General features: G+C 60.4%; 21 protein-coding genes. 14 read left to right on the top strand and 7 right to left on the bottom strand.

The window, feature by feature from the left end; translation table 11 throughout:
• The first annotated feature begins 125 nt into the window (after window positions 1–125).
• From metX to FGO67_RS00360, 6 genes are read left to right on the top strand one after another with little or no spacing between them, the layout of a single operon-like run.
• Complete coding sequence (gene metX, locus FGO67_RS00335) at window positions 126–1,274, top strand: homoserine O-succinyltransferase MetX (protein ID WP_203298765.1); 1,149 nt, start codon at window positions 126–128, stop codon at window positions 1,272–1,274.
• On the top strand, window positions 1,271–1,876 hold the full coding sequence (metW, locus tag FGO67_RS00340) for a methionine biosynthesis protein MetW (protein ID WP_203298766.1): 606 nt from the start codon (window positions 1,271–1,273) through the stop codon (window positions 1,874–1,876). Before metX ends, metW begins: the two co-directional genes overlap by 4 nt.
• 59 nt (window positions 1,877–1,935) lie before the next feature.
• Window positions 1,936–2,328, top strand: a complete 393-nt coding sequence (locus FGO67_RS00345) for a DUF4426 domain-containing protein (protein ID WP_238942196.1) — start codon at window positions 1,936–1,938, stop codon at window positions 2,326–2,328.
• 7 nt (window positions 2,329–2,335) lie between these two features.
• Window positions 2,336–2,935, top strand: coding sequence for an RdgB/HAM1 family non-canonical purine NTP pyrophosphatase (rdgB, locus tag FGO67_RS00350; RefSeq protein ID WP_203298768.1), 600 nt, complete (start codon window positions 2,336–2,338; stop codon window positions 2,933–2,935).
• A gap of 4 nt (window positions 2,936–2,939) precedes the next feature.
• On the top strand, window positions 2,940–4,088 hold the full coding sequence (gene hemW, locus FGO67_RS00355) for a radical SAM family heme chaperone HemW (RefSeq protein WP_203298769.1): 1,149 nt from the start codon (window positions 2,940–2,942) through the stop codon (window positions 4,086–4,088).
• On the top strand, window positions 4,088–4,621 hold the full coding sequence (locus tag FGO67_RS00360; RefSeq protein WP_203298770.1) for a hypothetical protein: 534 nt from the start codon (window positions 4,088–4,090) through the stop codon (window positions 4,619–4,621). Before hemW ends, FGO67_RS00360 begins: the two co-directional genes overlap by 1 nt.
• 39 nt (window positions 4,622–4,660) lie before the next feature.
• Here the strand turns inward: FGO67_RS00360 and trmB are convergent, their stop codons facing one another.
• From trmB to FGO67_RS00375, 3 genes are all read right to left on the bottom strand, one after another.
• Entirely contained in the window at window positions 4,661–5,395 is a 735-nt protein-coding gene (trmB, locus tag FGO67_RS00365) for a tRNA (guanosine(46)-N7)-methyltransferase TrmB (RefSeq protein WP_203298771.1), read from the bottom strand.
• An 80-nt stretch (window positions 5,396–5,475) separates the two neighbouring features.
• Window positions 5,476–7,008, bottom strand: coding sequence for a YifB family Mg chelatase-like AAA ATPase (locus FGO67_RS00370; RefSeq protein ID WP_203298772.1), 1,533 nt, complete (start codon window positions 7,006–7,008; stop codon window positions 5,476–5,478).
• A gap of 62 nt (window positions 7,009–7,070) precedes the next feature.
• A complete protein-coding gene (locus tag FGO67_RS00375; protein WP_041340869.1) occupies window positions 7,071–7,325 on the bottom strand; it encodes an accessory factor UbiK family protein in 255 nt (84 codons plus the stop codon).
• 381 nt (window positions 7,326–7,706) lie between these two features.
• On the opposite strand from FGO67_RS00375, the gene glnK reads away from it, so the two are divergent.
• Together glnK and FGO67_RS00385 are read left to right on the top strand one after the other, a co-directional pair.
• Window positions 7,707–8,045, top strand: coding sequence for a P-II family nitrogen regulator (glnK, locus tag FGO67_RS00380; protein WP_004578958.1), 339 nt, complete (start codon window positions 7,707–7,709; stop codon window positions 8,043–8,045).
• Between the two features lie 75 nt (window positions 8,046–8,120).
• On the top strand, window positions 8,121–9,389 hold the full coding sequence (locus tag FGO67_RS00385; RefSeq protein ID WP_203298773.1) for an ammonium transporter: 1,269 nt from the start codon (window positions 8,121–8,123) through the stop codon (window positions 9,387–9,389).
• A gap of 67 nt (window positions 9,390–9,456) precedes the next feature.
• Here FGO67_RS00385 and FGO67_RS00390 read toward each other — a convergent pair whose 3' ends face one another.
• Both FGO67_RS00390 and speE read right to left on the bottom strand, forming a co-directional pair.
• Entirely contained in the window at window positions 9,457–9,657 is a 201-nt protein-coding gene (locus FGO67_RS00390; RefSeq protein ID WP_203298774.1) for a DUF6316 family protein, read from the bottom strand.
• Between the two features lie 181 nt (window positions 9,658–9,838).
• Entirely contained in the window at window positions 9,839–10,720 is an 882-nt protein-coding gene (gene speE / locus FGO67_RS00395) for a polyamine aminopropyltransferase (RefSeq protein ID WP_203298775.1), read from the bottom strand.
• 212 nt (window positions 10,721–10,932) lie between these two features.
• Between speE and speA the strand changes: the two genes are divergently transcribed.
• The 3 genes from speA (at window position 10,933) to FGO67_RS00410 (ending at window position 14,251) form a co-directional block, all read left to right on the top strand.
• On the top strand, window positions 10,933–12,843 hold the full coding sequence (gene speA / locus FGO67_RS00400; protein ID WP_203298776.1) for a biosynthetic arginine decarboxylase: 1,911 nt from the start codon (window positions 10,933–10,935) through the stop codon (window positions 12,841–12,843).
• 173 nt (window positions 12,844–13,016) lie between these two features.
• Window positions 13,017–13,616, top strand: a complete 600-nt coding sequence (locus FGO67_RS00405) for a sigma-70 family RNA polymerase sigma factor (protein WP_203298777.1) — start codon at window positions 13,017–13,019, stop codon at window positions 13,614–13,616.
• The gene (locus FGO67_RS00410) at window positions 13,613–14,251 is read left to right on the top strand and encodes a ChrR family anti-sigma-E factor (protein WP_203298778.1); all 639 of its coding nucleotides are present in this window, start codon (window positions 13,613–13,615) and stop codon (window positions 14,249–14,251) included. The genes FGO67_RS00405 and FGO67_RS00410 overlap by 4 nt, the downstream gene beginning before the upstream one ends.
• Window positions 14,252–14,311: 60 nt before the next feature.
• Here the strand turns inward: FGO67_RS00410 and FGO67_RS00415 are convergent, their stop codons facing one another.
• Window positions 14,312–15,055, bottom strand: a complete 744-nt coding sequence (locus FGO67_RS00415) for an SDR family NAD(P)-dependent oxidoreductase (RefSeq protein ID WP_203298779.1) — start codon at window positions 15,053–15,055, stop codon at window positions 14,312–14,314.
• Between the two features lie 237 nt (window positions 15,056–15,292).
• On the opposite strand from FGO67_RS00415, the gene FGO67_RS00420 reads away from it, so the two are divergent.
• From FGO67_RS00420 to FGO67_RS00430, 3 genes are all read left to right on the top strand, one after another.
• Window positions 15,293–17,068 carry an acyl-CoA dehydrogenase C-terminal domain-containing protein gene (locus FGO67_RS00420; protein ID WP_203298780.1) on the top strand — a complete coding sequence of 592 codons (1,776 nt, stop codon included), beginning with the start codon at window positions 15,293–15,295 and terminating at the stop codon, window positions 17,066–17,068.
• 160 nt (window positions 17,069–17,228) lie between these two features.
• Window positions 17,229–18,020: a tRNA cyclic N6-threonylcarbamoyladenosine(37) synthase TcdA gene (gene tcdA, locus FGO67_RS00425; protein WP_203298781.1), complete on the top strand. Its 792-nt coding sequence runs from the start codon at window positions 17,229–17,231 to the stop codon at window positions 18,018–18,020.
• Between the two features lie 21 nt (window positions 18,021–18,041).
• Window positions 18,042–19,964 carry a cation:proton antiporter gene (locus FGO67_RS00430; protein WP_203298782.1) on the top strand — a complete coding sequence of 641 codons (1,923 nt, stop codon included), beginning with the start codon at window positions 18,042–18,044 and terminating at the stop codon, window positions 19,962–19,964.
• Between the two features lie 10 nt (window positions 19,965–19,974).
• Here the strand turns inward: FGO67_RS00430 and FGO67_RS00435 are convergent, their stop codons facing one another.
• Window positions 19,975–20,958 (bottom strand): NADP-dependent oxidoreductase, encoded by a 984-nt coding sequence (locus FGO67_RS00435; RefSeq protein ID WP_238942114.1) that lies wholly within the window; start codon window positions 20,956–20,958, stop codon window positions 19,975–19,977.
• Window positions 20,959–20,962 lie beyond the last annotated feature (4 nt).

The raw sequence follows: 20,962 nt of genomic DNA on the forward strand, positions 1-20,962 counted from the left end.
CCCCGTCGGAGGCACTCGCCATCGGTTGCAGCCATGACGGCCCGGCTTTAAACTGCTGGGCCGGTGATGGCTTTGTCATTGCTGTTCCAGATACTTACAGACCGAACCAGGAACCTGTCGCGCCAATGCCCGATTCCCTGCCTGCGGATTCTGTCGGAGTTGTTGCCCCGCAGACTCTTCATTTCGACACGCCCATCGAGCTGGCCTGTGGCCAGGCCCTGGACAGCTACGACCTGGTGATTGAAACCTACGGTCAGCTGAACGCCGATGCCAGCAACGCCGTGCTAATCTGTCACGCCCTGAGCGGCCACCACCACGCCGCCGGCTACCACAGCGCAGACGAGCGCAAACCAGGCTGGTGGGACAGCTGCATCGGCCCCGGCAAGCCCATCGACACCAACCGTTTTTTCGTGGTTAGCCTGAACAACCTGGGTGGCTGTCACGGCAGTACTGGCCCCAACAGCACCAACCCGGCCACCGGCAAGCCCTACGGCCCGGATTTCCCCGTTGTTACCGTCGGCGACTGGGTGAAGAGCCAGGCTCTGCTGGCCGATCGTCTCGGCATTCAGTGTTGGGCCGCGGTGGTGGGCGGCTCCCTCGGTGGCATGCAGGCATTGCAGTGGAGTCTGGATTATCCGGAGCGACTGAAGCATTCGGTGGTGATCGCCTCCACGCCCCGGCTCACGGCCCAGAACATCGCCTTCAACGAAGTGGCCAGGCAGGCCATTACCTCGGACCGGGAATTCCACGATGGCCGCTACTACGATTTCGACGTGGTACCCCGGCGCGGCCTGATGCTGGCACGCATGGTCGGCCACATCACCTACCTGTCCGATGCCTCCATGGGCGAGAAATTTGGTCGCGAGCTGCGGGACCAGGCCTACAAGTTCGGCTACGACGCCGAATTCCAGGTCGAAAGCTACCTGCGCTACCAGGGCGAGCGGTTCTCCGAGACCTTCGACGCCAACACCTATTTGTTGATGACCAAGGCACTGGATTATTTTGATCCCGCCTACGACTACGGCGGCGACCTGGCCCGGGCGCTGGCTGAGGCCCGGTGTGAATTCCTGGTGCTGTCATTCAGCACCGACTGGCGCTTCACTCCGGCCCGATCGGAGGAATTGGTCAACGCCATGATTGCGGCCCGGCGAAAAGTCAGCTATTCCGAAATAGATGCACCCTGGGGCCACGACGCGTTTCTGATCCCGACGCCCCGCTACACCGACATTTTCACCGCCTACATGGACCGCGTAGCCAGGGAGGTGGGCCAATGAGACCGGATCTTGAAATCATCCAGCAATGGATCCAACCCGGCCACCACATACTGGACCTGGGTTGTGGTGACGGCACCCTGCTCGACTACCTGCAACGGGAGCGTGGTGCCAGCGGCTTTGGCCTGGAGATCAACCCCGAGCACATCACCACGTGTATGAGCCGCGGGGTGCCCGTCATCGAGCAAAACCTCGACACCCAGGGCCTGGGTAACTTCGACGATGGCAGTTTCGATACCGTGCTCATGACCCAGGCCTTGCAGGCGGTGCGCCGCCCGGACAGGGTGCTGGACGAAATGTTGCGGGTCGGCCGCGATGGCATCGTCACCTTTCCCAACTTTGCCCATTGGCGTTTGCGTTGGGGCCTGGCGTTGAGCGGTCGCATGCCCGAATCCGAAGCTCTACCGTATAAATGGTACAACACCCCCAACATCCGGTTGTGCACCTTCAAGGATTTTGAAGCTCTATGCCGTCAGAAGGGCATTCGCATCAAGAGCCGACGAGTGGTCGATGGCCAGCACCAGAATAGCTGGCTGGCCCGGCTGTGGCCCAACCTGCTGGGGGAAATTGCCATCTATCGCATTACACGGGAGATCGAAGAATGAGACTCGCAAAGCGTCTATGCCTGTACGTCCTGTCCACCCTGGTGGCGCTGACGTTTGCCATGCAGCTACATGCCGCCGGCAACCAGGACTTCGGTGACATCCAGGTACACTGGAGCGTCCTGCCCAGCACCTTCCTTTCCCCGGAAGTGGCCAAGGCCAACAACCTGCAGCGCAGCAAGGGCATTGGAATCATCAACATTGCGATCATGAAGGAAAACGAAGACGGAACCATGTCGCCGATGAGCGGTCAGGTTGAAGGCAAGGTCTCCAATGATATCCAGCAGGTACGATTCCTGGCCTTTCGCCGCGTCCAGGAAGGCGACGCGGTGTATTTCATCGCCGAGTACCAGTACAGCTCCGGGGAACTGATGACCTTCAATGTCACCGCGCGCCCCACCGGCGAGCAGCGAGACCTGCCGGTCCGGTTTGCCCACACACTGTTCAGCGACTGAGTAACGCATGACTGACAAAATCGTGATTGCCAGCAACAACAAGGGCAAGATCGCGGAACTGACCGATCTGCTCGGCCCCCTGGGCATGACACCTGTGGCCCAGGGTGAGCTGGGTGTCGGTGAAGCCGAAGAGCCGGCCGTCACCTTTGTAGAAAACGCCATCCTCAAGGCCCGGCACGCCTCCCGTATAACGGGCTTGCCAGCACTGGCCGACGACAGCGGGCTGGCGGTGGACTGCCTGAATGGCCAGCCAGGGGTGCGCTCGGCCCGCTACGCCGGCGACAACGCCAGCGATCAGGACAACGTCGACGCGCTGTTGGCTGCCATGGCTTCGGTACCCGAAGGTCAGCGCGGCGCGCAATTCCACTGTGTTCTGGTGTTTTTGCGGCACGCCGACGACCCCACGCCGGTTGTCTGTCACGGCCGATGGCCCGGGGCCATTCTGTCCGCCCCCGCCGGTGACGGCGGCTTCGGTTACGATCCGGTGTTCTGGGTCGCTGAGCACCAGTGCAGTGCCGCCGAGCTGACCCGAGCTGAAAAAAGCCGCATCAGTCACCGGGGCCGCGCCCTGGCACAACTGGCGCAACAGCTGAAGGCAGGAGCGTGACGCCGTGACCGCCCCTGCGCCGGTGGCGGTCACGCCACCGCTGAGCCTGTACCTGCACATGCCCTGGTGCGTGCGCAAATGCCCCTACTGTGATTTCAATTCCCACGCGGTCAAGCACGAGATCCCGGAAACGGCGTACTTGAAGGCCCTGCTGGAAGATCTCGACCAGGACCTTGGCTTTGCCGCAGACAGGGAAATCCAGACCGTATTCATCGGCGGTGGCACTCCCTCGCTAATGACCGGTGAGTTCTACCACACGCTGTTCCGGGAACTGCGCGCTCGCCTGAACCTGGCGCCGGATGCCGAGATTACCCTTGAGGCCAATCCGGGCACCCTGGAGGAAGGCCGCTTCGAAGCCTTCCGGGCCGCCGGTATCAACCGCTTGTCCATCGGCGTGCAGAGTTTCAACAGTGGCCACCTGCAGTCACTGGGCCGGATTCACGACAGCCATGCCGCGCACCGGGCCATCGAAGCGGCGCGCCAGGCCGGCTTCGACAACTTCAACGTGGACCTGATGCACGGCTTGCCGGGCCAAACCCCGGCCGACGCCATTGCCGACCTCAAGGCCGCACTCAGTCACAACCCGGCGCACCTGTCCTGGTATCAGCTGACGCTGGAACCAAACACCGAGTTCTACAGCCGCCCGCCGCGGTTACCCGATGACGACCGGCTGTGGGAGATCTACCGTAGGGGCGGTGATTTCCTGCGCCAGCAGGGATTCCGAGATTACGAGGTGTCAGCCTGGAGCCGCCCGGGACAGGCATCGCGCCACAACCTGAACTACTGGACTTTTGGTGATTATCTAGCGCTGGGCGCCGGCGCCCACGGCAAAATCAGCCTCGCCGATGGCAGTATCCGTCGCTACTGGAAAACCCGGCAACCGGAGGCTTACCTGAACCGGATTGGCAGCCGAACGGCGGGCACGGAACCGATTGAGGTCGAGGACCTGCCGCTAGAGTTCCTGATGAACACCCTGCGGCTGACCGAAGGGGTCGAAGAAACCCTGTTTACTGAGCGCACGGGTTTACCCCTGTCCTCAGTTGCGGTAAAACTTGAGCAGTTGCGTGACGAAGAACTGCTGGAGCGGCATCGCCTGCAAGCCACTGATCTGGGCCAGCGATACCTGAACAGCCTGCTGGAGCGATTTCTGTAATGGACTGGATGAAAGAACTCGCAGCGCTACCCAAAACTCAACGGGCAACGCTGATCGCCGCTCTGATGCTGCTAGTGGCCCTGATCCTGGTCAACCAGCCATTGCAGACCGGCTCGGCGCCCCAGGGCATTGTCAGCTTCCAGATGGCCGGCACCGCGGATCAGGCCCACGCCATTCTCCGCAGCTGGCGATCTGGCGGTGAACTATGGGCCCAGGTATCGTTGTGGCTCGACTTCCTGTTCATCCCCGCCTACGTGCTGGCGCTGATCCAGCTGACCCGGCACTTAACCCGGGATCGTCCGGGAGTACGCGAGCGCATGATAGCGCGCTGGATCCGTGCCCTGTTCGTGGCGGCTGGCCTCAGTGATGTCACCGAAAACATCCTACTGTTGAACAACTTCAACCCGCCGACCGATGTGGTCAGCCTGTCTGCCACAATCTGCGCCCTGATCAAGTACACCGGGCTGACCCTGGGAATTGCCGGCCTGGTCATTGTTCGGGCGTCACGCCGTCACCCGCTGGCCCACGGCTGACGGCGATCCACTTTCCGCGCTAGCTATCGGCTTCCCGAATCAGTTAGTGCGGTGGAACAACAGGTCCCAGACGCCGTGACCGAGTCGTTCACCGCGCTTTTCGAACTTGGTGATGGGCCGATCTTCCGGACGCGGTGAGAAACCACCGTTGTCCTGAGTGTTGGCAAATCCTTCTGATTCGCTCATGACTTCCATCATGTGCTCGGAGTAGTTCTCCCAATCCGTCGCCAGGTGGAGAATACCGCCCACCCGTAGCTTGTGCCGGATGCGCTGCACGAACTCGTGCTGGATCAGGCGACGCTTGTGATGCTTCTTTTTGTGCCAGGGATCGGGGAAAAACACCATCACCCGATCCAGACAGGCATCCGGCAGGCACAGGTCGATGACGTCGTTGGCGTCGATGCTATAGACCCGGACATTCTCCAGACCGCGATCTTCCACTTCCTTGAGCAGGGCACCAACACCCGGCAGGTGCACTTCAACACCAATGAAATCCTGCTCCGGCGCGGCCTCCGCCATATCCGCCAACGAACCACCCATGCCAAAGCCGATTTCCAGGTTCAGCATGGCTTCGCGGCCGAACACCTCCCGTGGGTCAATCATGCCGTCTTCGCGGGTCAGGCCGTACTTGGGCCAGCTGCGCTCATAGGCTTTCTTCTGGCCCTCGGTCATCCGGCCCTGCCGAAGCACGAAGCTGCGAATGCCTCGGCGGGTGGTTACCGGCGACTCGGGAGCTGCTTCCTTCGGCTCATGCGGGTCTTTCTGGTCGGTCATCTGAAGTCCTCAACCGCAGGCTGCGGGTCTGATTAAACGGGATTTTGGCGACAGTTTACCAGAGTCCTGGGGGTCAGGGGTCAGGAGGACACCAGGGCATTCTGTCCGTGTTGACGATCAAGCTGGCGATAGCCCAACGCCTCAACCAGGTGACTGTTTGCCAGATCACTGACCCCGTCCAAATCCGCGAGGGTGCGGGCAACCCTCAATATCCGGTGCAGGGCCCGCGCCGACAGCCCCAGTTTTTCCATGGCACCGGTGAGCAGGCGCTCGCCGTCGGCATCCAGGCGACAGGCCTCGTGCAAGGCGCGGCCGCTCAGGGTCGAGTTCAGTTGTTTTCGCTCAGCCTGAGGTGCACGCGCCTGTGCAACCCGGCTCCGAACCACGGCACTGGATTCGCCACCGCCGGCCTGCCCCATCAATAGGTCACCACTCTGAACCGGCACTTCCACATGCAGGTCGAACCGGTCCAGCAACGGACCGGAAATCTTCGACCGGTAGCGCAGCACCTGTTGCGGGGTGCACCGGCATTCGATGGTCGGGTGACCACTGAAGCCACAGGGGCACGGGTTCATCGCACCTACGACCTGGAACCTGGCCGGGAACCGCACCTGGCGAGCCGCCCGGCTAATGGCGATTTCCCCGGTTTCCATGGGTTCCCTCAGCACCTCCAGGACCCGGCGCTCAAATTCCGGCAACTCATCCAGAAACAGTACGCCCCGATGCGCCAGGGAGATTTCACCGGGGCGCGGGCTGCTGCCGCCACCGACCATGGCAACCGCCGAGGCGGTGTGATGAGGCGCCCGAAATGGCGGGCTGTGCCAGTCGTTTGTGGCCAGGGCCAGACCGGCAACCGAATGAACACTGGCCACTTCCATCGCAGCGTCATCTTCTAGATCTGGCAAAATGCCCGGCAAGCGGCTGGCCAGCATACTTTTGCCGGTGCCCGGCGGACCGAAAAACAACAGGTTGTGATTGCCGGCCGCGGCCACCTCCAGCGCTCGCCGTGGCACGGCCTGGCCACACACATCTGCCAGGTCCGGGCATTCGCGACCGGACTCCGAAGCCCGCGTGCGCGCCACCCTGGCCACCGGCACCAGCCGCGCGCGGGCCGCCAGGTGTTCAACCACCGCCAACAGGTGCCCGGCCGCCAGCACCTCACCCTGGCTGGCCAGGGCCGCCTCTGCAGCATTGGCCTGGGGCACCAAAAGCGCCCTGCCATCAGCCCGGGCGGCCAGCACGGACGGCAAGACACCGTTCAACGGACGAAGCGCTCCGTCCAGAGACAACTCCCCCACGAATTCATGGGGCGACAGGCTATCGGCGGGAATCTGGCCCGAGGCGGCGAGAATGCCGAGGGCAATGGGCAGATCGAAGCGGCCGCCCTCTTTGGGCAGATCGGCAGGCGCCAGATTGATAGTGATACGACGGGCTGGGAACTCAAAACCGGCGTTCAGCAGGGCGCTGCGAACGCGCTCACGACTCTCCCGGACGCCGGTTTCAGGCAGCCCGACGATTGAGAGGGCGGGCAAGCCACCCGAGAGATGGACTTCAACGGTCACCGCAGGCGCGGCGATCCCCACGCTGGCGCGTGAATGGACAATGGCAAGCATGACAACCTTCCCTGGTTAACATCGATACAACCGGCCCGAACTCCTTTCAGGCCGTTGCCGGGCTATTGCTCTTGCAGCTTTTGCTCGAGCGCGGCAACCCGGTGTTCCAGTGCGTCGACCTTTTCCCGGGTTTTCATCAACACCGCCTGCTGGGCGTCGAATTCTTCCCGGGTTACCAGTTCCAGCCGGGACAGAACCGACATCACTGTGGCCCGAGCCTGGGTTTCGAAATCCTCACGGGCAGCCCGCGCCATATCCGGAACGAATTGACCAAACTGGCCCTGCAATTGGGCGAAAATATCCTGCGGACCTTTCACGCATCACCTCTACTGATTGGAATAATGGCCGGTTTTACGACCAGACACGGGGCCTGCACCGGTACGCGGGAGTGTATCACAACCCACCCCCTGCCATACTGTACCCGGTCGACAGTATAATGACTGGCGCTGCCCCGTTGAGCCGCTCTAATTTGGCCCATTACGGGGCGCAATGCCCGATTTTGGTGCGCAGTTTTGCGCCAATCTGGGACAGCCGTTCGCTAGGCGACTGTTATTAAAGATTTTTTTTGCGTTGGCACACCCGATGCTAAAGCTCTCGTACGCAATCCGCACAATTGGTGTGCGAGGTGGCAGCATTCCGAACCCAGCCGCTGGCCCAGAGGCCCTTGAAGCTGGGACGGCTTTACCAAGGAGAAAGCAATGAAACTTGTGACAGCGATCATCAAGCCTTTCAAGTTGGATGATGTCCGTGAGGCACTATCCGAGATTGGCGTGCAAGGCGTAACCGTCACTGAAGTCAAAGGCTTCGGTCGACAGAAAGGCCACACCGAACTGTACCGTGGCGCAGAGTACGTGGTGGATTTCCTGCCCAAAGTTAAGGTGGAAGTTGCCATTGGCGACAACCTGCTTGACCAGGTTATTGAGTCCATCACCAAGGCAGCCAACACCGGCAAGATCGGTGACGGCAAGATCTTCGTGACTGAACTGGAGCAAGCCATCCGGATCCGGACTGGCGAAACCGGCGAAGAAGCGGTCTGATCCAGATCTAAGAAAAAAGACTTAGCCAGCGCAAAAAAACTTAAAACCTGAAAAGCCTCGTGCGGAGGGCTTCAAATGGAAAGCAATCTTTTTCACCTGCAGTACGCAATGGATACCTTTTATTTCCTGGTGTGCGGCGCATTAGTAATGTGGATGGCCGCGGGCTTCGCCATGCTGGAAGCCGGCCTGGTACGCTCCAAGAACACCACGGAAATTCTAACCAAGAACGTGGCACTGTTTGCCATCTCCTGCATCATGTACCTGGTGTGCGGTTACGCCATCATGTACGGCGGTAACATCTTCCTGTCTGGCATCGCGGACGTTGATACCGCTGCCGTTCTGGGTGACTTCGCCGGCCGTGAAGACGGCTTCGAGGGTGGCTCCATCTACTCCGGCGCTTCTGACTTCTTCTTCCAGGTGGTGTTCGTCGCTACCGCCATGTCCATCGTCTCCGGTGCCGTGGCTGAGCGTATGAAGCTCTGGGCCTTCCTGATCTTCGCGGTTGTCATGACCGGCTTCATCTACCCGATGGAAGGTGCATGGACCTGGGGCGGCGCGTCTGTCTTTGGCATGTACTCCCTGGGCGACCTTGGCTTCAGCGACTTCGCCGGCTCCGGTATCGTTCACATGGCTGGTGCGGCCGCAGCTCTGGCGGGCGTCATCCTGCTGGGTGCCCGTAAAGGCAAGTACGGTGCGAACGGTGAAATCCGGGCCTTCCCGGGTGCCAACCTGCCCCTGGCCACTCTCGGCACCTTCATCCTGTGGATGGGCTGGTTCGGCTTCAACGGCGGTTCGGTACTGAAGTTGGGCGATATCGCCAGCGCCAACTCCGTCGCCATGGTGTTCCTGAACACCAACACCGCCGCTGCCGGTGGTGCGGTTGCCGCCCTGATCACCGCTCGCCTGATGTTTGGCAAGGCCGATTTGACCATGCTGCTGAACGGCGCACTGGCTGGCCTGGTGGTTATCACCGCTGAGCCGTCCACTCCGAGCGCCCTGACCGCTACCCTGTTCGGCGCCTTCGGCGGTGTCCTGGTGGTACTGAGCATCGTCACCATGGACAAGCTGCGTATCGACGATCCGGTCGGTGCTATCTCGGTCCACGGTGTCTGTGGTCTGCTGGGTCTGCTGCTGGTTCCGGTCACTAACGGTGGCGCAAGCTTCAGCGGCCAGATCATCGGCGCAATCACCATCTTCGCCTGGGTCTTCATCGCCAGCCTGATCGTCTGGGGCATCCTGAAAGCCGTGATGGGCCTGCGGGTCAGCGAAGAAGACGAGTACGAAGGTGTGGATCTGTCCGAGTGTGGTATGGAAGCCTACCCGGAATTCGTGAGCGCCAAATAAAACGCGTTCACTGGATCCCAACAAAAAAGGCGCCCTTCGGGGCGCCTTTTTTTCTGGTCAGATTCTACTAATGCGCTGGCTGGACCAAATACGACTGATACTCAGCTTTTTGCAGATACAACCGCAATTCCAGCACAGCTTCCAGCTCAGACTCAAAAGGCCCTTCTATTGAACCCTCGCGGGTTTCAAAGAAATACTCACCGTTTACCGAGCTCAGCCGCTCTGACCGGAACCAGTTTTTCTCAGACTCCCCTTGTCGCACCGTCATGGTTCCCTCTCCTGACGTAGTTCCCTATCTCCGATCGTTCCTCACTGCTCCATCAGTCTAGTCAATCCACCGGGGCCCATAGAGATCGTCTTGATCAAAGCAACGGGCTGCTCATAGCCGGAAGGAATGACAGCACCTGAAACAGGCCTGACTGGGCTACAGATCGAGGCACAGCGCTGGCTCAGCCCTCGCTGGGAATGACGTGATCTTCCAGTGCATCCACCATGAACTGGGGCATCGCGAGGGCACCGTGGTGGGTGCCCGGATTGTAGTAACGGGTAACAAACGGACGATTCTCGGCATCCTCTTCACGGAAATACCGTACCGGTTTGTCCTTGCCGGCCATGGTGCAGCTCCACCAGCCTGTGGGGTACACCGGTTGTGGGAACGGCAGAGTCTGGACGTGATCAAACCCGGCCTTGCGCATATCTTCATGGATCGATTTGATGATGGTGTTCGTGTGCAACAGCGGGGATTCGCTCTGTTGCACGATCAAGCCGCCGTCACGCAGGGCCAGCATGGCATCGCGATAAAAATCGAGGGCGAACAGGCCTTCGGCCGGACCGACCGGATCGGTGCTGTCGATGATGATCAAATCCAGGCTGTTCGGCTCGATGTCACGAATCCATTGAATGCCATCGCCAAAGAAGAAATTGGCCCGGGGGTCGCCGTTGGATTCACACAGCTCCGGGAAATACTTCTCGGACACCCGGGTGACCCGCTCATCAATTTCCACCTGCCAGGCTTCTTCAACGCCCGGGTGCTTGAGCACCTCTTTCAGGGTGCCGCAATCGCCACCACCGACGATCACTACCTTCTTCGGGTCCTTGTGCGTGAACAAGGCCGGGTGAGTCATCATCTCGTGGTACAGGAAGTTGTCCCGGCTGGTCAGCATCACGCAACCGTCCAACACCATCAGGTTGCCGAAGGTCTCGGTTTCGTAAATTTCCAGCTTCTGGAACGGTGTCTGCTCCTCATGCAGTTTCTTTTTAACCTGCAGGGAAAATGCCGTTCCCTGATCCTGGAATACTTCGGTAAACCAACCTTCGTTCAATGCCGTCATCGTGTTTCTCCTGCTTTGGTCCATGAGCCGGTTTGAGGGGGCGTATTGTAGGCACGCCAACCCGGCAGCTAAAGCTTTTATCGCGGGACGCGCCACGTAATTTCCACAACCGGTTCTTTTAGCCGGCGAGTGGAATCCATACAATGTCGGCCATACAGTCGGCCGGGTTCGCCCTAGCTCGCCGGCTCCGGTTTCCTGACAGGATAGCAAGCATGAGCGAATCCAGCGGCACCACTGCCCACAAGGTCTACAACATTGCCCATTGGAGCGATGGCTACATCGGTGTTAATGAACAAGGCGAGGTGCTGATTCGCCCGGATCGCGGCCACAGTCCCGCCCGCATTAACCTCCCAGACCTGACCCAGTCACTGCTGCAATCCGGTATCCAGCTACCGGTGCTCATCCGCTTCACCGATATCCTGCACGATCGGGTCAACAAGCTCTGCGGGGCCTTCAACAAGGTCGCCGGAGATCAGGGCTATCAGGGCCAGTACACGGCCGTGTACCCGATCAAGGTCAACCAGCAGCGCCGGGTGGTGGAAGAACTGCTCTCGGCGGAACCCGCCGCCAGCCAGGGCCAGATCGGCCTGGAAGCGGGCAGCAAGCCCGAGCTGATGGCGGTTCTGGCTATGTCCCGGCAGCCCGGTTCGGTCATCGTCTGCAACGGCTACAAGGACCGGGAGTACATCCGCCTGGCACTGATCGGCCAGAAACTCGGCCACCGGGTCTTCATCGTGGTGGAAAAGCAGTCGGAACTGCCGCTGATTCTGGACGAGGCCCGGGATCTGGGTGTGTCACCGCTGATCGGCGTGCGCGCCCGCCTGGCCACCATCGGCAAGGGTAACTGGCAGAATACCGGCGGCGAAAAGTCCAAGTTCGGGCTGTCCGCCAGCCAGGTGCTGGATGTGGTCAATACCCTGCGCCAGGCCGGTGCCCTGGACACCCTTCAGTTGCTGCACTTCCACCTTGGCTCGCAAATTGCCAACATCCGCGACATCCAGACCGGCCTGCGGGAATGCGCCCGTTTTTATAGCGAGTTGCGGCAGCTGGGCGCGCCCATTGGCACCGTGGATATCGGTGGCGGACTGGGCGTGGACTACGAGGGCACCCGCTCCCGCAGCAGTTGCTCAATGAACTACAGCGTGCACGAATACGCCTACAACGTCATTCATGTGCTGCAGACTGAATGCGACCGCCATGGCATTCCGCACCCGCACCTGATCAGTGAATCCGGCCGGGCTCTGACCGCCCACCACTCGGTACTGGTCACCAATGTCATTGACCGGGAAGTCCCCCAGGACCGCAGCCCAGAGCAGCCGTCACCAGAGGCTCCGGGGCCGCTGCATGATCTGTGGCGGGATCTGCTGAGCCTGGAGGATTCTGACACCCCCCGCTCGCTGGCCGAGATTTACCACGACGTGCTCCACGCCATGGCCGATGTCCACGGCCAGTTCGCCCACGGCGTACTGTCGCTGCCGGAACGGGCTGATGCTGAAACCCTTTACACTCGCTGCTGCCGTCTGCTTCGGAACCAGTTGGACTCGGCCAACCGGGCGCACCGGGAGATCATTGACGAACTGAATGAGAAGCTGGCGGAAAAACTGTTCGTGAATTTCTCCCTGTTCCAATCCCTGCCCGATGTCTGGGGCATCGATCAGATCTTTCCGGTGATGCCCATCAACGGCCTGAACCGGCCGATGAATCGCCGCGCCGTCATCCAGGACATTACCTGCGACTCTGATGGCCGCATTGATCAGTACGTCGACGGCCAGGGTACCGAAACCACCCTGCCATTGCCGGAAGACCGCCCGGGCGAGCCGCTGCTGATGGGATTTTTCATGACCGGGGCCTACCAGGAAATTCTTGGCGACATGCACAACCTGTTCGGCGATACCCATTCGGTGGACGTCCAGCTGGACTCGGAAGGCGGCTTCAATATCGGTCAGCCAATTACCGGGGATACGGTGGCCAAGGTGCTGCGCTACGTCAACTTCGAGCCTGAAGCCCTGGTGCAGACCTACCAGCAGAAATTCGACGCCAGTGGCCTACCCGACTCACAGCGGGCGCTGTTGCTGGCCGAGCTGACCGCAGGCCTGGAAGGCTACACCTACCTGGAAGAATGAACTCGGCGTTTCTCCGGAAACGTCGTTTGCCCGCCCTAGCCAACATTCTTTTACTCTTGCACTGATCCAGACCCGAATCCGGCCCGTAAACACCGTGACTGACAAACCCGGGACGAGTGCATAGAATGATGGCTAGAACAAGTTCGAATCATGTAACTGTCAAGGAGCGTCCAGTGAGCACACTGGAGCAAAAGCCGGCCAGCTCAGAAGGAAGAAAAGATCCTTGGAGCCAGCTGCTGCAGAAAGTGGGCAAAAACCAGGATCGCGCGGCCTACCACGCGCTCTTCGAGCACTTCGCACCGCAGCTGAAGTATTACGCCATGGCGAACGGCATGGCCAGCCATGCCGAAGAGCTGGTGCAGGAAGTGTTTGTCTCCATCTGGCGCCGGTCCTGCCTCTACGACTGGCGCAAAGCGGCTGCCTCGACCTGGATCTTCACGATCGCCCGGAATCAGCGCATCGATATGCTCCGCAAGATGCAGCGCACCAGCGCAGAAATGCCGGTGGAAACCGAGGATCTGTGGCAGATTCCGGGTGACAATGAGGACGAACCGGTGACTTCACTGCACCGGTTGATGTCAGAACGGCGCATTCGGGAATCGCTGAGTCATCTGCCCGAAGAGCAGATTACGGTCATTGCCAAGGTCTACATGGAAAACAAGTCGCACCAGATGGTGGCGAACGAGTTGGACATTCCCCTTGGCACAGTAAAAAGTCGGGTTCGCCTGGCATTGAATAAATTGAAAGTGATTTTGCAGGATCAAAACGTATGACACGTCATCATCCCGACAGTCTGAGCTTGATGGAATACAGTGCCGGCAATTTAAGCGAGCCGCACGCTCTGTGCATCAGGCTGCACTTGGATGAATGTCCTCACTGCCGCAGCCGCGTCGATACGCTCGACAGCCTGGGCGCGGTAATGATGGAACAGCAGCCGAAAGTAACTGTCTCCGAGAGCATGTTCGACAGCATTCTGTCCATGATCGACAACGAGCCAGCCGGAGCAGCAAATGCTGCGCCTGCGCCACGCCTGAGTCCCTTGCAGAAGCTGCTCGGCGACGACATCAACAAGCTGCCGTGGAAGCGGCAGATGGGCGACGTCAGCGTGCTGGACATTACCGATCGTTTCCCCGGCCAGTCTGAACAGGTTGTGCTGCAGAAACTGGCGGCAGGCGGCAAGGCTCCCGCCCATACCCATCGGGGCGAGGAAACGACGATCGTCTTGCAGGGTGCATTTGCCGACCAGAAAGGCGTTTTCAATCAGTGGGACTTTGTCGTGCTGGATGATAAGGACGAGCACAAGCCTGTGGCTGTAGGTTGTGAAGACTGCATCACGCTGTCGGTATTGAGTGCACCGGTGAAACTGACCGGCACCTTTACCCGGATGTTGAACCCGTTCATTCGCTGAACGGGCTAAAGCTAAGAAGAAGGGCGATCATAGATCGCCCTTTTTTGTGCCCGTCATAAGCTACCAGGGCAATTCCGAGCCATCCCAACTCAGGAAGCGGCCGTTGTCGTCACTGGTCACGTTGCCAAGGACCTTGAGCAGATTCCCCGCGGTCTGCGCCGGCGTGTGCACCTTCAGTTGCGCCAGCGACTGGCGGAACGGCTCACTGAGCGCTGATTCGGTGGTGCCCGGGTGCAGCGCCACACACGCTACCGGCTTACAACGCCGGGGCAACTCCACCGACAGCCCGCGCACCAGCATATTCAGAGCCGCCTTGGAGCTGCGATAGGCATACCAGCCACCCAGGCGATTGTCGGTGATCGAGCCCACCTTCGCCGAAATTGCCGCAATACGTTTCAGCTCCTTGTGCCTGAGCCACGGGATCAGAGCCTGCACCAGCAGGCCTAATCCGGTGACATTGACGGCAAAAGCCTGGCTCATGGCATTGGCAGACAAGTCTTCCAGGCGTTTCTCCGGAAACACGGTGTCGGAATGCAACAAGCCGGCCGCGTAAATAACGGTGTCGATACCCTCCCGGGCCGGGAACACGGACTCCAACGCCTCGGTCATCGAGGCCAGAGAACCGCTATCACTGGCATCCCATGGCACCAAGGTGACTCGATCGGAGCTGCGCAACGTCTCGGGCGCCCGATCCGGATCCCGGCACAAACCCACTACCCGGCTGTCCGGGTACTCGGCCAGAATGGCCTCTGCCAACGCGGCGCCGATGGCTCCCGACGCCCCCGCTATCAACACTCGCTTCATAATACCTCTCCCACCGCTGAGAACATTCCCGGGCACAGGCTTCTACTCGCGCCGTGCACTCGAATTCTGTAGGAAATACGCACAGTTTAATGGCTGGACTGCTGGCGCCTGTGAACCGGGACATTAAAACGGGCGTATGAATCACCTGTTCCAATCAAACACAACCCGACACCACAAGATCGCGGGCCATTTGGCTCGGGGTCTCAAGATAAAGAAGCACACTGAGGAGAGTACTCCATGCAATACCAGGCTCCTGCGAACGATCTTCGCTTTCTGTTGTTTGATGTATTGGGTGCAGACCGGCTCCACGAGCTGGAAAAGTACGCCGACGCTACGCCGGATCTGATCTCTGCGGTCATCGACGAAGCCGGCAAACTGGCCGCGGAAGTGATCCAGCCCACCAACCAGGTTGGCGATCGCGAAGGCTGCAGCTACGATCCCGAGACCCATGCGGTGACCACGCCCGCAGGATTCAAGGACGCCTATAAGAAGTTTGTTGAGGGTGGCTGGACCGCTCTGGACGCACCGCTGGAATTCGGTGGCCAGGGACTTCCGCACACCCTTAAATTTGTTGTCGATGAGATGGTCTGCTCCACCAACCTGTCGCTGGGTATGTACCCGGGCCTGACCCACGGCGCCATCAGTGCCCTGCACGCCCACGGCTCTGATGAGCTGAAAAAGGTGTACTTGGAGAAACTCATCTCAGGCGAGTGGACCGGCACCATGTGCCTGACCGAGCCCCAGTGTGGTACTGACCTGGGGCTGATCCGCTCCCGCGCGACACCGAACGACGACGGCAGCTATGCCATCGAAGGCACCAAGATCTGGATCACCGGTGGTGAACATGATCTGGTCGACAACATTGTCCACCTGGTACTGGCCAAGCTGCCCGGTGCACCCGACACCACTAAGGGCATCTCCCTGTTCGTGGTACCCAAGGTCCTGCCAGACACCGGCGAGCGTAACCCCGCGTTCTGTGGCGGCCTGGAACACAAAATGGGCATCAAGGGCTCCGCCACCTGCGTGATGAATTTTGAAGGCGCCAAGGGCTGGCTGGTCGGCGAGCCTAATGACGGCATGCGGGCCATGTTCACCATGATGAACGAAGCCCGCCTGATGGTGGGCATGCAGGGCCTGGGCCTGGCCGAAATGGCCTACCAGGAAAGCCTGGGGTTTGCTCGCGAGCGCCTGCAGAGTCGCTCCCTGAGTGGCCCCAAGAATCCGGACGGTCCGGCCGATCCGATTATTGTGCATCCGGATGTGCGTCGTATGTTGATGCGCCAGAAGGTACTGAACGAGGGTATGCGGGCGCTGGCCCTGTTTACCGGCCATCAACTGGATCTTTCGGTGGCCCACCCGGACGAGGCGGTGCGCGAATCGTCGGATGATCTGGTGCAGCTACTCACGCCTGTGGTCAAAGCCTTCCTGACCGATGAGGGTTTCAACAACGCCAACACCGGTCTGCAGGTACTGGGCGGTTCCGGCTTCACCACCGACTGGCCGCTGGAGCAGCTGGTTCGTGATGGCCGCATCGCCCGGATCTACGAGGGTACCAACGGCATCCAGGCCATGGACCTGGTCGGCCGCAAGCTGAGCCTGAAGGGCGGACAACTGGTCCGTAGCCTGTTTGGTGTGCTCACCGGTTACCTCAAGGACAACCCGGAAGCGCCCCATCGTGAAGAGCTGAAAGATGCCATCAAATGTCTTGAGGAAGCCACCATGTGGCTGGCAAGCAACGCGCCGAGCGATCCGGAACAGGCCGGTTCCGCCGCCACTCCGTATCTCCGACTGATGGCCCTGACGGTGATCGGCTACCTCTGGTCGCGCATGGCCGGTGTTGCCGGTCAGCAACTGGAAGCGGATGGCGCCAACAAGCCGCTGCTGGAGAGCAAGCAGGTGTCTGCCCGTTTCTACTTTGAGAAACTGCTGCCGGAAATCCACTGGCTGCTGGGCGACATCAAGACTGGCAAAGACAGCCTGATGGCGTTCGACGACGACCACTGGGCCGCTTAAGGTCAGAACCGGTCAGGGCCAAACGGCCCTGACCTCCCCTTCCTCTTGCAACACCCTGCACCGTCCGAGTACTGCAACACCTGCGGTCTTACCCGGCTCTGGGTTACAATTGCGCTCTTTGATTCCGTCCGGTCCCACACCGGACCCGACCGGAGGCCGCATGAACGCCGACGATTACGCCTTTCGCTTTGGTGGCATTGAACGACTCTATGGGCGCCGCGCCCTGGAGGCCTTTCGATCCTCCCACATCGCCATTGTCGGACTGGGGGGCGTGGGCTCCTGGGCCGCCGAATCCCTCGCCCGTAGTGGCATCGGCACCATCACCCTGATCGACATGGACGACATCTGCGTGTCCAACACCAACCGCCAGCTTCATGCCTTGGAGCAGCAGTACGGTCGTACCAAGACCGATGCCATGGCGGACCGCCTGCGGGCCATCAATCCCCAGGCTGATATCCGGGTGCATTTCGGTTTCCTGACCACCAAGAACGTCGCTGAACTGATCACCCCGGAGATGACCGGCGTGGTCGATGCCATCGACAGCGTTAAAGCCAAGGCCGCCCTGATCGCGCACTGTCAGCGCCGCAAACTCCCACTGGTCTGCGCCGGCGGTGCCGGTGGCCAGATGGACCCGACCCAGATCCAGGTCGCGGATTTGAGCAAGACCACCCAGGACCCACTGCTGGCTAAGGTGCGAAACCTGTTACGCCGGGAGTACGGTTTCTCGCGCAACCCAAAACGCCGTTTTGGTATTGAAGCCGTATACTCGCTGGAACAACTGACATATCCTGCCGGAGACGGCGAAGTGTGCTTGCAGAAACCGGCAACCGATGGCCCGGTGCGACTGGATTGCGCGTCCGGTTTCGGCGCGGCAAGCCCGGTCACCGCCAGTTTTGGCTTCTTTGCGGCGTCCCGGCTGCTGAACCGGATCGCCAGACGCGCCAACCAATAACCCTAAGGATTTGCCCTCATTATGCCCATTAGCACAGTCCTGCTGCTTGCCAGCATCGGCGTTCTCTCCCTGTTCTGCCAATGGCTGGCCTGGCGAGTCAGGATGCCGGCAATCCTGTTTCTGCTCGCCGGCGGCCTAGCGGCGGGTCCGCTTTTCGGCTTTCTGGTCCCGGAAGCCGTATTCGGCGAACTGCTGTTCCCGGTCGTCTCCCTGGCGGTTGCCATCATCCTCTTCGAGGGCAGCCTGACCCTGCGCCTGGCCGAGATTCGTGGCCATGGCAAAATGGTGCGCAACCTGATTCCGGTTGGCTCCATTGTTACCTGCATCATCGGCACCTTATCAGTACGCTGGCTGCTGGATGTCTCCTGGCCGGTGGCACTGCTGTTCGGCGCCATCTCCATCGTCACCGGCCCCACGGTGATCGCGCCGCTGCTGCGCTCGGTGCGGCCCAAGTCCAACCTGGCCAACATCCTGCGCTGGGAAGGCATCATCATCGATCCGGTCGGCGCGCTGCTGGCGGTACTGGTATTCGAGGGCATTATCTCCTGGGGCCAGGGCAACGTCTTTGGCCACTCGCTCTACATCTTCGGCAAGACCCTGATGGTGGGCTTCCTCATTGGCGCGATTGCCGGCTATCTGAACGGCCTGGCCCTGAGGAAACACCTGATTCCCCAGTACCTGCACAACGCCGGCACCCTCACCTTTATGCTCGGTGTTTACGCCTTGTCCAACGAAATGGCGCACGAGTCGGGCCTGCTCACGGTCACTGTCATGGGCATCTGGATGGCTAACATGAAGCAGGTGCCCATTGAGAGCATCCTGGAATTCAAGGAGTCGCTCAGTGTCTTGCTGATTTCCGCCCTGTTCATCATTCTGGCCGCCCGCGTAGAGTTCAGTGCCATTGTCGAGCTGGGCTGGGGCCTGGCCCTTGTGCTGGCGATCCTGATGCTGGTGGCCCGGCCACTGAGCATCTTCCTGTCGGCCATCGGCACCAAGCTGAACTGGCGCGAGAAACTGTTCCTGAGCTGGATTGCCCCGCGGGGCATTGTGGCCGCTGCGGTCTCGGCCCTGTTTGCCTTCCAGCTACAGAAGCTGGGTTACGAGAGTGCCGGCACCCTGGTGCCGCTGGTGTTCATGTTGATTATTGCCACGGTAACACTGCAGAGTCTGACCGCGCGGCCAGTAGCAAAAATGCTGAAGGTGGACGAGCCGGCGGAGTATGGCTTCCTGATACTCGGCGCCAATCCGGTGGCACGGATGATCGGCCTGGCTCTGAAGAAGTACGAGGTTCCAGTCACGCTGGCGGACACCAACTGGGAGAACGTGCGCCAGGCACGGATGGAAAACCTGCAGACCTATTTCGGCAACCCGGTGTCGGAGCACGCCTCCACCCACCTGGACCTGACAGGGATCGGCAACCTGTTGGTGATTTCGCCCTACAAGCACATGAACTCCCTGGCCACCTATCACTTCCTGGATTGGTTCGGGAACCATAGCGTGTTCAGTCTCGCGGAAGGTGACCAAGACCAGAAGGCGCGCCACCAGACCGCGGAGAAGATTCAGATGACCCGAGGCCTGTTTGGGGGCGTGAGCTACGCCAAACTGGCCAGCCTGGCGAGCCAGGACTACACGGTGCGCACCACTCAGCTCAGCGACGAGTTCAGCTACGACGACTTCCTGAGCAAGTTCCAGCGCCAGGCCCTGGTGTTGTTCGTGTTCGACAGCAAGGGCCACGTCATGCCGGTCATGGACATGGAGACGTTGAAACCGGAGAAAGACTGGATGCTGATCAGCCTGGTTCCGCCCCAGGCCCGTAAGGAACGCAAGGAGCGGGACGGCCAGGCAGACAACGGCGCTGCCACTGGCGACAGTTCGAACGAGAAGGAGAGCGAGATTCCGGGCAAGAGCTCAGAGTCGGAAAAAGCGGGTAACCAAGGGGCTTAAGCCAAGCCCCTCAGCGGCAGTCCAGCACCAATTTGCCACGCACGTGACCGCCTTCGAGCAGCTCATGGGCGTGGACAACCTGATCAAGGGGAAAGACCTGATCCAGGTGTACCCGGACATCGCCATCCTCGATCAGCTCGGCGATTTCATCCAGATGGAAGACATCAGGACGCACGGTCATACCGTGGGCACGCAAGCCCATGTTCTCGGCGGCGCTGATGATCTCATCGGCGGTCACCGTCGGGATGGTCACCAGCACGCCATGCTCACCCAGGGTATGTAGCGAGCGCTTACCTTCCTCACCACCCACCAGATCAAGCACAACATCAAGCCCGTAGCACTCTTCAGCTACGTCGGTGGTGCGGTAATCAATGACTTCGTGCACACCCAGCTCGGCCAGGAAATCCCGGTTCGAGGCGGACGCCGTGGCCACCACATGAGCACCGCGCTCGAGTGCAAACTGAACCGCAAAATGCCCGACTCCACCGGCACCGGCGTGAATCAGGATTTTCTGCCCGGACTCCAGCTTGGCCACCTCAAACAACGCCTGCCAGGCGGTCAGTGCCGCCAACGGTAAAGCCCCCGCAGCCAGCAGATCCAATTCCTCCGGCACTATGGCAAATTCATCGGCCCCGGCCACCGCGTAACTGGCGTAACCACCACCGCCCTCAGGAAAACCGATCATGCCCATTACCCGATCGCCGGGTGCCAGTGTCGTCACGTCGTCGGCAACGGCGACTACTTCGCCGGCGACGTCGTAACCGGGGGTCCAGGGCAGACTGTTTTCAATCTGCCGGGCGGCGAAGCCAAGCCCCTTTCGGGTTTTCCAGTCGATGGGATTGAGACCGGCGCCATGGACACGCACCAGCACCTGGCCCGCGCCGGGCTGTGGGATGTCCGACGTTTTCACCTGCAGGACATCTCGTTCGCCAAACCGGTCATAGCTGACATGACGCATGGTGGTTTCGGTGTTCGACTCTTCAGGATTTACCATGACA

This window comes from Marinobacter sediminum (assembly GCF_016820575.1).
Taxonomy (GTDB): Bacteria; Pseudomonadota; Gammaproteobacteria; order Pseudomonadales; family Oleiphilaceae; genus Marinobacter; species Marinobacter sediminum.